This is a genomic window from Vibrio rubrogenes (assembly GCF_059641415.1).
In genome coordinates this window covers 1-10,973 of record NZ_JCARSY010000059.1, presented here as the reverse complement: position 1 = coordinate 10,973, position 10,973 = coordinate 1, and the positions used below count along the sequence as shown (strand labels likewise).

The window sequence follows — 10,973 nt, the reverse complement described above, 5'->3', positions numbered from 1 at the left end:
AGGATCGTGCAATTGATCTGTCGATTAATGCCTTAACTGATCGGCATTACCTCACTCACCCTCTCTTCCTTCATCAAACTGCAACGCCAATGGCTGGAAAAGTAAAAGGATGATGCTGAGTTTGGGACGCAATCACTTTCCTCGGTTTCATTAGCATTTTCGAAAGCGCCCCAGGTACTTTTTCAAGGCCGAAAAAGTACCCCAAAAGGCCTAGGTTTAAGTTCAGCGCACATAATCAGGGTCGGATTGATTCGCATCCTGCTCAAGCAATCCTGAAAATTCATCCTTGAATTTTCCCCCTGAGCTCATCGATCAATTTGGCTTCGCTTTAAAGAGATTTCACTCTATTCAAATTAACCACTCAACCAAGAAAATCATTCAAGGATGAATGGTTAAGCAGAATCTATCCGCGCTAAACAAACTCGTTCAACCACTGCTTTTAACTGCAACACTCTCCCTTCGAGATAAGCCAGCTCTTCTTCGGTAATTTCATAATGCTCGGAATAACGGGCTTCGATATAGGCCCGTTGCAAACGGCGGAAGCTGCGACGGTGGAATTTATTGTCGAGCGGGAAAATCGTTTTAAACTCAGGCTCGATTTGCGCGCACAGCTTACTCAGCTTTTCGATATTGTGGGATTTGGGTAAGTAGTTGGTGCATGTGAGTAACACACAAGCAAAGAATCTTTCTGTGGTCTGATGCAGGAGAAAAGCAGCTTCCGTAATCCAATTTTTAGCTGCTGTTTCTTGATAAATAATAAAAAACTGAGATGCACTTTTAAGCCATTTCTCATAATGCTTTCGGGCTATTTCCCGCAATTCTTCCTCCGTCAAATCACCCGGTTCCATCAGCGGCTTTGGTGTTGCGGCAAACAGTTCAATCCCCTCTTCGCGGATATCCTTAAAGAAATAATGCCCCTGCTGCAATCGTTCATTTACTTCCTGCAAATCATGAACAATCAAACCCAACGGCGCGGATTTCACTTTGCGATCAATTTGCTCTTCTGCCCGCTGCCAGACCACATAATCCTCCACCAAGGCAGCTTTGTTGACGATCACCAGAATATCGTAATCGCTGATGTAACCATTGACCGGATCGCTGACCCAATTGCCTTTAGCGTGGCTGCCGAACAGAATAATTTTCAGGATACGAAATTCACTTTTACTCCCCGTTTTGCCCTCAAGATAGTCTTCCAGCGTATCGCGCAAAATGGTCGAGATCGTGGCAAGCTCTTGCTGTTTGAATTCAGGCAGGTGGTCGAGGGAGGTTTTCATAATCGCGCTTCGCTTTGGTGGATAACATGGCTCTAGCATAAAAGAAGCGTTCAGCAAAAAACACTGTTTATCATAGTTTTAGCATGATTGAAGGGTAAAATGCGACGCGGTTCTTTTTTATTTCTGTCCCCGATGGTTGTCTCAGGTTTCGGCTTCGAGGCATCGCACACGATGATGCTTATGTGGCCGAACGCATGGTGTATTCGGGATGTCCCGTATGTTCATCGCGCTGTTCACTCACCACATGAAAACCTTGCGATACATAGAACCGATAGCTGGCCTGATTTTCTTTGTACACTTCACTTTCTTATAATTAATATCTATTGCTAGTTGAGGAGGCTAACGCCCAGCACAGCGGCTGGCAAAGCTAGCACGCAATTGCGCAGCAATTTGAGTGACAGGTTTTACAGTCCGTTGCTGCTGCTTGTTAGGGCTTGACATGTATATATATCCAGCTATATTGGTACCTATTATAGGTTTCGTAAAGGAAACTCAGAATGAGTACCGAAATTAGCATTAAAGAAGCAGCAGAACAACTAAATATTAGCGAGCAGCGAATTCGCACCCTTTGTAGAACTAATGAACTCAAGGCAAAAAAGCTAGGTGGCTCATGGGTAATTGATGCCTCTAGCTTAAGAAACTATGGCCTCAAAACTGCTCACAAAGTAGCTGAAGATCATCCTGTTTATAAAGTTGACAACAAAAAACCCATAGCATTGAGCTTTTTCTCTGGAGCAATGGGGCTTGACCTAGGAATAGAAAAGGCTGGTTTTGACGTCCGTCTTGCCTGTGAAATTGATAAATTTTGCAGGCAAACAATTGCTCTGAATAAACCTAATGCGGCTTTGCTAACCGACATAAATGAATATTCTAGCTCAGATATAAGACAGGCCGCAGGATTATCAGATGACGATGATATAGATTTGATTATGGGCGGCCCTCCATGCCAAGCATTTAGCACCGCAGGAAAGCGAAAAGGCTTCAATGACGACAGAGGGAATGTTTTTTTAAAATATTTAGAGCTATGCCTTGAACTGAAACCGAAATATTTTGTAATTGAAAATGTTAGAGGACTTTTATCTTGTCCTATGGATCATAGGCCGCACGATCAAAGAGGCCCTGAATTTCCTGATTTGAAAGAGGACGAGCTAAAAGGTGGGGCGCTAAATTTTATAATTAATAGGCTCGAAAAATCCGGATACGGATTTTCTTTTAATTTATATAACTCTGCTAATTTTGGAACACCACAAATTAGAGAGCGCGTTATTATTATTTGCTCTAGGGATGGCAGAAAACCTCCTTTTTTAATACCAACGCATTCAGAAGATGGATCGTTTGGACTACCGAAGTGGAGAACATTAAAGTCGTGTATTAAGAATATTGATAGCCACAATCATCTTAATTTTCCAGAAAAGAGGTTGAAATACTATCGCCTCTTAAAGCCTGGTCAAAACTGGAAAGATCTACCAATAGAACTGCAAAAAGAAGCTATGGGAAAATCATTTTATTCGGGTGGAGGAAAAACAGGATTTTTAAGACGGCTAGCATGGGACAAGCCGTCACCAACTCTAGTTACTCATCCAGCAATGCCTGCAACTGATCTAGCCCATCCAATAGAAGATAGGCCGATATCTGTTGAGGAATACAAACGAATACAAGAGTTTCCAGATGACTGGGAACTAGCTGGCCCAATAATTCAGCAGTATAAACAGGTTGGTAATGCAGTTCCTCTAGGCATGGGACTTGCCGTTGGGAGTTTAATATTAAATTTGATCAATCAGGCTGAAGTGGTCTCAATTGAAGGTTTCAAATATTCTAGATATAAAAACACCAGTGATACTGAATGGAGAAGTAACTTCAATAAACAACTAGAAAAATTTCAGAACAAATCAGAGCAGAAGGAACTGATGTTTGGGTAGCGATATATTTATCGCAATTAATATAACCATAAGCCTAAAGATTGGTGCATTTATCAATCTTTAGGCTTTAACGTTGGATGAGGAAATTCTCCTATCTTAGACCCTGTATTTGTTTTCGAGTTATTTCTCCCACTTGCTGGGCGATAGCCAACACCTCTTCATAAAATCCATTACCTCCTAGGGTATCCCAGTATTCCTTACCAATTAATACACAAGGATCTGCATTGAAGTTAAATATTCTCATAGGCGGACTCCAAGCATAATCTTGCTTAAAATTGCCATATGGATTGTAGTAGAGACCGTAGTACACATTTGCACTTGGGTCGGCAAGTTTTAATTTAAGCAAGTCACGTTTTGCTTCTGCAGTTTGATCAATATTTGGCTTAACGGTCTTTATGCTCATGTAGTTATTTATGCCATCCTTTTGCCACCAGAGATCAGAAATAACTCTAAGTTGTTGAGTTCCATGCACTCCTCTAACTGCAGACAATTCAGATACATCGATATTCCAGTTTACTGGTCGCTGTGCTCTACTGTTTCGGAGGCCAGAAATATGCTCTTCAATTGCATTGATTTGGTCTATCGGAAGAGTAATGAGCGTTTCTTTTTGTGTTTCCGCAAGCTGAGCTCCGCCATTAATCGCTGCGGCCCTTGAAATCTGTTCAATCACTCTTTGTCCGAAAGATGTACTAAACGAGCGCTCAAAACGACTCCAAAATAAGGCTTGTTCAGAGAGCAGAGCGGCATGAAAAGGTCTATGAGTGTCTTCATGTTGTATTCTGCCAATCGTATTCTGTACGCACGCCAAAAATTCATCAGCGATAAAATTTGCAACATTTTGATGCATCTAAATATTTCCTTTATCTAATAGCTATTTTTATAGCTTAGGTAAGACTCATAAACTAGAGCCCTAACAGTTTATTATACAGAACCACTCTATAGGAATACTTCTGTATAACTTACTGACAGTCGATGAATTTCTGTCCTAATCGCATGAAAATACAGACAAAATCCCAGAAAAAAATATCACTACGTCAGAAATCACTGCACAACGTTGTCTAATGTGCTCACAAATAATTGACTAACGCTTCCTCCACTATACACATCTCGGATAAATGCTATTTGTTCGCGAATAAGCACTTAAACACACTAAATAGCATTGAATAAGTTATAGAAAATCGCCAGAAAAAATTGACACAAACATGACATTTTTTGATGCCGGTAGGTTTTGTACAAAATTTCAGCGTTTTGATCATCAGGGAAAGTAATGCTGCTGCGGTGTGATATGCGATGATTTTACTGAGTTCAGAGACTCATTGGCTTTCAAAAGAGTTTCACCCAATTCAAATCAACCACCAAACAAAGAAAACCATTCACGGAAGAATGGTTAGGCTTTTCCGGGCAGGACGCCCGTAAAAGCTGATTCTGGAAAGCGCACATCTAAGCCCAACAAGAAAAGATTTTCTGGTTCGTCTTTCATCTCTGAAAGATGAACTGGCGCACTGAGTAACAATGTCTCTGAAATTGAGGAACGTAATTGTGCGTCAAATTTGGGGGCCCAAGGCTGGAAATTAAAAAGACCGAATCAGTCCTTAAAGCATGGCAAGCCTTGCGACATTCGCCATTGTTTAACAATCTCAACAATACGCTCCGGTGTGGCATCTGCCGGATCATCTGGATAGTAAATCAGGTCTGAACCATCAGGGTGTTCGGTAACAGCAATGAAATTTTCCAATAGTTCATCCTGATAAGCATCTGAGCCTTGAGCCTCAATGATTTCATTAATCAATCCAATAAAATCATCTTCTGTGTACTGTTCAATGCTTGACTGTAGTTCCATTATTTAACCTTTCTTATGTATCTCTATATAATTTCTCGGGGTTGTGACTCGAATATTATCAACATCATAGACGGCACCGGCGCACCTAACTCTTTTTCGGCTGCTTCCAACCACTGGCCGATGATATCTTCACCGTATCCGATAAAGGTTTCACCCAATTCAAACCAACCACCAAACAAAGAAAACCATTCAAGGATGAATGGTTAGGCTTTTCCGGGCAGGACGCCCGTAAAATCCGGTTCTGGAACGCGCACACCTAAGCCCAACAAGAAAAGATTTTCTGGTTCGTCTTTCATCTCTGAAAGATGAACTGGCGCACTGAGTAACAATGTCTCTGAAATTGAGGAACGTAATTGTGCGTCACATTTCGATGCCCAAGGCTGGAAATTAAAAAGACCGAATCAGTCCTTAAAGCATGGCAAGCCTTGTTCGGCATACCATCGTTTTAACTCCTGAATCACGGCTTCAGGGCTGTCATTTATCCCACACGTTGACGGATGGAAGATTAAAGCATTTCCCTTTGGATGATTTACAACTTCAGTAAAATGTTTTGCAAGCGTAGAAATATAATCATCAAACTCATCATCTGGAAGAGCATTGGTATCAGTATCCTCATAAAATTCCTGAAGAAAACGGAAAAACTCACTTTCCGTGTAATCAGTAAGTTTACTTTTCAAATTCAACATCTTTGTTATTCCTTATGAATACGGATATGGTTTTTAGGCGTATTAACTCTCATATTATCAACATCATATACAGCCCCGCCATGCTGTATTTCTTCAACATGGTGAATCTCAAATCGATCTCGCCTTCCGACAGTTTCTTCCGGTATTACAAACGGTGAGCCCCCTCGTTTGATAATTCTCTGATTCGCTCTGCTAAATTGAGACATCAAATTTGTATCTTCACTTACAGCTTTCCAGAACGCTTTCCGGAACCCATCAAAACTACTAAACTCTCGGCCTCTGAGCTGATCCGCAATTTGCGACGGCACCGGCGAGCCTAACTCTTTTCCGGCTGCTTCTAACCACTGGCCGATGATATCTTCACCGTTGCCGGTCACGACACCTGACTCGTTGCGAGCGCTTTCTTTATACACCACATACAGCGGTGGTAATCCGGTCTCTGCCGGAAAAGTCAGAATATAGTCTTGTAAATTCGCATCAGCAATTGGCGTGATGTAGGTGTTGTCAAATTCTTGCCCTTGATCCGCTTGCGGATGGATCCAGATATCGTACTTTTCCATCTCCGGGATAGGATTAACCAGAATCGGTTTACCGCCAAAATCACCGCTAATCGGCACCCATTCAATAGTGACATCCGGCCCCAACTCGACGACAAATTTATCACCGACCCGTTTTACTTCACGCTTAGGGATATCCGTCCCATTGACGTGATAGCCGTAAATCCGATTATCAGCATTGAACCCTAAGCGGATATTAGTTTCAACCGTGTCTTTATTGCGCATATCGGCTGCACTGTAGAGCGTACTGTCCGCTAATTTGTTCGGCACAAATGCAGCCAGAATGCCAGCTCGCCCGATAATTTTAATCGCCATTCCCGGCAGTTCAGCCAATGCTACACCACCAATACGCGTCAAAAAAGCTTCTTCAGAAGAAGCACTAATTCCCTGCCCGACGGCAAGTGTATAAGCCGCATAATCCCCCAGCGCAGAAAGCGGCTCTCTTTGTGTACCGATATCACACATGCCGTTCGGCACCAGCGCAGATTTGGCGAAACGGGAGGGTTTGACGGGCGGTTTGTTAAATGCGTTCTGCCATGCGGATGAAGGCAGTTGAATTTTATCCAGCTCCCGTAACCGCTCCTGACGCTGCTTGTTCAGACGTTCTGCTAAAGTGAGTTTCACAGTTTTTCGTTCGACATAAGGCTCGGTAGAAACAGAGGCATTCACACTGCCGGAATAAGTTGAACCGATGCCATAATTGACCCATTCAACTCTGGCGGTATAAGCCTTGTTAGCCAGCAAATCGAGATGAGACTCAACCGCAGGATTGACTCGCCAGTATAAATTGCCCCATTCATCCCGATCCCGGATCAGCAACGGAATCGATGGCACATCCGTCAGTAACACTTGATGACCGTAGTGAAGTTGTTCAAGAAAATCTGCAAAGCGCATTCCAGCAGGCATGACAGATTTGATATCAGATTCGTGCAGGGATGAAAAATCCCCCTCAACTTGAGAAAATTCATAACTCATCAGGTTGTAGATTTGAGTGGTTTGATAGTTCATTGACGTTGTTGACTGAGCCGTGATTGTTTTATCGATGGATGCTTACTGATAATCTTATATTCATATGAATTAATAATTATACTCAAATGGATTTATAAAACATGTTTAAATTTGGGGTTTTGATGGGGAGTGGTTATTTTTGGAATGGGGGTAACAGGGAGGCTCGCTTGAGGTGATTAAATTGTGGTTTGGTGTGTTCAATAGTAAATCTGTTTGTTTGGTGCGCAATGCTTTTCTTCGATCTCATTGGCATTTTCGAAAGCGCCCCAGTTACTTTTGATAGATGTCAATGTATGGTCCGCCCCGTTTTTGCAACTATAATTTTAACGGGGATGGTTTGCGCTAATGTATTCGGAGTCTCTCTTGGATGCTCCCGCATTCCAGCTCCACGATGATATCTGCGCCAGATAATCCTTACAAAAGGATAAGCATGCTAAGTGCTATTGACATCGTCAGGTTTTCTATCTGGCCGATTGACCGTTGTCGTCATCATTATCATTGCAAATTTGGTTCGTTATTGAGTTGATTAAGAAACAAGCATCCTGGCGTTGAACGCTTGATGTGTATTCATCACCGCCCACGCGATCCTCGCCAGTTTGTTTGCCAGTGCGACTATCACAACATTAAAAGGTTTGGTCGCTCTCAGTTTCGTGAGCCATGATTCAAAGCATTTCCCCGTCGTTTCCGGTTTGGACAAAATTGAGCGGGCACAATGAATAAACAGTGTTCTGAGCCGTTTGTTCCCTCGTTTACTAATCCCTAAGAGCGTGTTTTTCCCACCAGTTGAATATTGTCGCGGAACAAGTCCTATCCACGCTGCCATATCCCGACCACACTTAAAATGACTCGGAGAGGCTATCGCCGCCAGACAAGTGCTTGCTGTGATATGAGCAATTCCCGGTATGGTCATCAGTAACTCGCCAACTTCATTTTCAGCCGTCATCTGAATTAACTTTGTCTCTTGCCTTTGAATACGCTCACTCAAATACAGGTAATGTTCATGAAGCTCTTTCAGTTCAAGAATCAATAAATGAGGGAGGGATTCATGTTGCTCAGCCAGCCATTGAAATAACTTTTTCATAGTTGCGTGACCTTTAGGAAGACTGAGTCCAAATTCAACAAGAATCGCGCCTATCCTGAGCATCGTCGCTGTACGCTCTTTGAGGTAAGCATCTCTGGCTCGGAGAATGACACTTATCACCTGAGCATTTTCCGATTTTATTGCGACAAAACGCATTGAGGGACGGGAGGCCGCTTCAGCAATCGCCGATGCATCAATGTAATCATTTTTATTTGATTTGATATAGGGTTTTACATACTGAGGCGGGATGAGTTTTACTTCATGTCCATAGCTTTTACATTTTCGAGCCAACCAGTGAGCGCCACCACAGGATTCAAATGCAATTGTTGTTGTCGGTAAATCAGATAAAAATAGCAGCAATTTTGCACGATTTAATTTTTTACGAAGCACTTCATGTCCATGTCGGTCATGTCCGACACAATGGAATGTGCGTTTGCCTAGATCGATGCCGAGAATATGTATATTACTCATCATGGTACACCTCAGTTGTCAGGGTTACTCTCAAGCATAGTCATAGATGTTGCTTGGGAGTGAGGTTGGGCGGACCATATTATTAAAGTAACCAAAAGCATCTTTTTTGAGTTCAGCGCATGTAATCAGGGTCGGATTGATTCGCATCCTGCTCAAGCAATCCTGAAAAATCGTCCATGATTTTTCACCCTGAGTTCAGTGACCAAATTAACTTTTTAAGAATGTTTCACTCCATTCAAATCAACCACCCACCGAAGAAAACCATTCAAGGAAGAATGGTTAGGCTTTTCCGGGCAGGACGCCCGTAAAAGCCGGTTCTGAAAAGCGTGTGACCAAGCCCAACAAAAAAGATGTTCTGGTTACTCTTGCATCTCTGCAAGAGTAACTGGCGCACTGGGCACGAATGTCACTGAAACCGCAGAAAGAAATTGTGCGTCAAATTTGGGAGCCCAAAACTGGAAATGAAAAGACCGAATCAGTCCTTAAAGCATGGCAAGCCTTGCGACATCCGCCATTGTTTAACAATCTCAACAATACGCTCCGGTGTGGCATCTGCCGGATCATCTGGATAGTAAATCAGGTCTGAACCATCAGGGTGTTCTGTTAACTTACAAAACATCCTTACCATCTTTGTATGAGTTTCTTCATTTTCTGCTTTTACGGAAATGATATCCTGAACCAATTTCAGAAATTCACTTTCCGTATATTCTTCAATGCCCATTGTATAATTTATCTCTTGTTTGAATGGATTCGAATATGATTTTTTGGTGTTGTAATTGTCATATTATCAACATCATACACCGATCCACCATGCTGAATTTCTTCAACGTGGTGAATTTCATATTTCTCTCTACCACCGACTTGCTCTCTAAAACGAGGAAACGGAGCAAACCCGTTTCGAATCAGTTCTTGATTTCCTTCATTAAACTGTGATGAAAGAACTTCATCCCTACTTACAGCTTTCCAAAACGCTTTCCGGAACCCATCAAAACTACTAAACTCTCGGCCTCTAAGCTGATCCGCAATTTGCGACGGCACCGGAGAACCTAATTCTTTTCCGGCAGCTTCTAACCACTGGCCGGTGATATCTTCACCGTTGCCGGTCACGACACCTGACTCGTTGCGAGGGCTTTCTTTATACACCACATACAGCGGTGGTAGCCCAGTCTCTGCCGGAAAGGTCAGAATATAGTCTTGCAGCTCCGCATCAGCAATTGGCGTGATGTAGGTGTTGTCAAATTCTTGCCCTTGATCCGCTTGCGGATGGATCCAGATATCGAACTTTTCCATCTCCGGGATGGGATTAACCAGAATCGGTTTACCGCCAAAATCGCCGCTAATCGGCACCCATTCAATGGTGATATCCGGCTCTAACTCAACAGCAAACCGCTCACCAACCTGTTTTACCTCACGCTTAGGGATATCCGTCCCATTGACGTGATAGCCGTAAATCCGATTATCAGCATTGAACCCTAAGCGGATATTGGTTTCAACCGTGGTTTTATTGCGCATATCGGCTGCACTGTAGAGCGTACTGTCCGCTAATTTGTTCGGCACAAATGCAGCCAACATTCCGGCTCTCCCGACGATTTTCAGCGCCAGTCCCGGCAATTCTGCCAGCGCTGCGCCGCCAATACGCGTTAAAAAGGCTTCTCCAGATGCTGCGCTGATCCCCTGCCCGACGGCCAGTGTATAAGATGCATAATCCCCCAGCGCAGAAAGCGACTCTCTTTGTGTACCGATATCACACGTACCGCTCGGCACCAGTGCAGATTTGGCGAAACGGGAGGGTTTGACGGGCGGCTTGTTAAATACATTCTGCCATGCAGATGAAGGCAGTGGTATTTTATCCAGCTCACGTAATCGTTCCTGACGCTGCCTGACCAGCCGCTCTTCTAAAGTGAGTTTCACAGTTTTTCGTTCGACATAAGGCTCAGTAGAAACAGAGGCATTCACACTGCCGGAATAAGTTGAACCAATGCCATGATTGACCCATTCAACTCTAGCGGTATAAGCCTTGAAGGCTAATGAATCGAGATGAGGCTCAACCGCAGGATTCACTCGCCAATATTGATTGCCCCATTCATCCCGATCCCGGATCAGCAACGGAATCGATGGTACATCCGTCAGTAACACC

General features: G+C 43.2%; 10 protein-coding genes and 1 pseudogene. 1 reads left to right on the top strand and 10 read right to left on the bottom strand.

What is annotated here, in order from left to right; translation table 11 throughout:
* Window positions 1–392 precede the first annotated feature (392 nt).
* Window positions 393–1,274, bottom strand: a complete 882-nt coding sequence (locus tag AC55NX_RS19935) for a HEPN domain-containing protein (protein ID WP_496997317.1) — start codon at window positions 1,272–1,274, stop codon at window positions 393–395.
* Between the two features lie 178 nt (window positions 1,275–1,452).
* Window positions 1,453–1,572, bottom strand: a pseudogene (locus AC55NX_RS19930) (GNAT family N-acetyltransferase); the annotation flags it as partial.
* Window positions 1,573–1,771: 199 nt separating this feature from the next.
* Here AC55NX_RS19930 and AC55NX_RS19925 point away from each other — a divergent pair.
* Window positions 1,772–3,193, top strand: a complete 1,422-nt coding sequence (locus tag AC55NX_RS19925) for a DNA cytosine methyltransferase (protein ID WP_496997316.1) — start codon at window positions 1,772–1,774, stop codon at window positions 3,191–3,193.
* 91 nt (window positions 3,194–3,284) lie between these two features.
* Here the strand turns inward: AC55NX_RS19925 and AC55NX_RS19920 are convergent, their stop codons facing one another.
* The 8 genes from AC55NX_RS19920 to AC55NX_RS19885 all read right to left on the bottom strand — a co-directional run.
* On the bottom strand, window positions 3,285–4,040 hold the full coding sequence (locus tag AC55NX_RS19920) for a TdeIII family type II restriction endonuclease (RefSeq protein ID WP_496997315.1): 756 nt from the start codon (window positions 4,038–4,040) through the stop codon (window positions 3,285–3,287).
* Between the two features lie 738 nt (window positions 4,041–4,778).
* Window positions 4,779–5,033 carry a bacteriocin immunity protein gene (locus AC55NX_RS19915; RefSeq protein ID WP_496997314.1) on the bottom strand — a complete coding sequence of 85 codons (255 nt, stop codon included), beginning with the start codon at window positions 5,031–5,033 and terminating at the stop codon, window positions 4,779–4,781.
* 3 nt (window positions 5,034–5,036) lie between these two features.
* Window positions 5,037–5,147 (bottom strand): pyocin-S2/colicin E7-DNase domain-containing protein, encoded by a 111-nt coding sequence (locus AC55NX_RS19910; RefSeq protein WP_496997313.1) that lies wholly within the window; start codon window positions 5,145–5,147, stop codon window positions 5,037–5,039.
* A 287-nt stretch (window positions 5,148–5,434) separates the two neighbouring features.
* Window positions 5,435–5,719 (bottom strand): bacteriocin immunity protein, encoded by a 285-nt coding sequence (locus AC55NX_RS19905; RefSeq protein ID WP_496997312.1) that lies wholly within the window; start codon window positions 5,717–5,719, stop codon window positions 5,435–5,437.
* Window positions 5,720–5,724: 5 nt separating this feature from the next.
* Window positions 5,725–7,284 (bottom strand): pyocin-S2/colicin E7-DNase domain-containing protein, encoded by a 1,560-nt coding sequence (locus tag AC55NX_RS19900; protein ID WP_496997311.1) that lies wholly within the window; start codon window positions 7,282–7,284, stop codon window positions 5,725–5,727.
* A gap of 526 nt (window positions 7,285–7,810) precedes the next feature.
* Window positions 7,811–8,836 carry an IS110 family RNA-guided transposase gene (locus AC55NX_RS19895; protein WP_059122801.1) on the bottom strand — a complete coding sequence of 342 codons (1,026 nt, stop codon included), beginning with the start codon at window positions 8,834–8,836 and terminating at the stop codon, window positions 7,811–7,813.
* 475 nt (window positions 8,837–9,311) lie between these two features.
* Window positions 9,312–9,557, bottom strand: a complete 246-nt coding sequence (locus AC55NX_RS19890; RefSeq protein WP_038179460.1) for a bacteriocin immunity protein — start codon at window positions 9,555–9,557, stop codon at window positions 9,312–9,314.
* 8 nt (window positions 9,558–9,565) lie between these two features.
* A partial coding sequence (locus tag AC55NX_RS19885) for a pyocin-S2/colicin E7-DNase domain-containing protein (protein ID WP_496997310.1) occupies window positions 9,566–10,973 on the bottom strand: 1,408 nt, incomplete at its 5' end.

Bases quoted from the DNA above. Each gene is read 5' to 3' on its own strand.
- AC55NX_RS19935 (WP_496997317.1), bottom strand. From the start codon at position 1,274: ATGAAAACCTCCCTCGACCACCTGCCTGAATTCAAACAGCAAGAGCTT.
- AC55NX_RS19925 (WP_496997316.1), top strand. From the start codon at position 1,772: ATGAGTACCGAAATTAGCATTAAAGAAGCAGCAGAACAACTAAATATT.
- AC55NX_RS19920 (WP_496997315.1), bottom strand. From the start codon at position 4,040: ATGCATCAAAATGTTGCAAATTTTATCGCTGATGAATTTTTGGCGTGC.
- AC55NX_RS19915 (WP_496997314.1), bottom strand. From the start codon at position 5,033: ATGGAACTACAGTCAAGCATTGAACAGTACACAGAAGATGATTTTATT.
- AC55NX_RS19905 (WP_496997312.1), bottom strand. From the start codon at position 5,719: ATGTTGAATTTGAAAAGTAAACTTACTGATTACACGGAAAGTGAGTTT.
- AC55NX_RS19900 (WP_496997311.1), bottom strand. From the start codon at position 7,284: ATGAACTATCAAACCACTCAAATCTACAACCTGATGAGTTATGAATTT.
- AC55NX_RS19895 (WP_059122801.1), bottom strand. From the start codon at position 8,836: ATGAGTAATATACATATTCTCGGCATCGATCTAGGCAAACGCACATTC.
- AC55NX_RS19890 (WP_038179460.1), bottom strand. From the start codon at position 9,557: ATGGGCATTGAAGAATATACGGAAAGTGAATTTCTGAAATTGGTTCAG.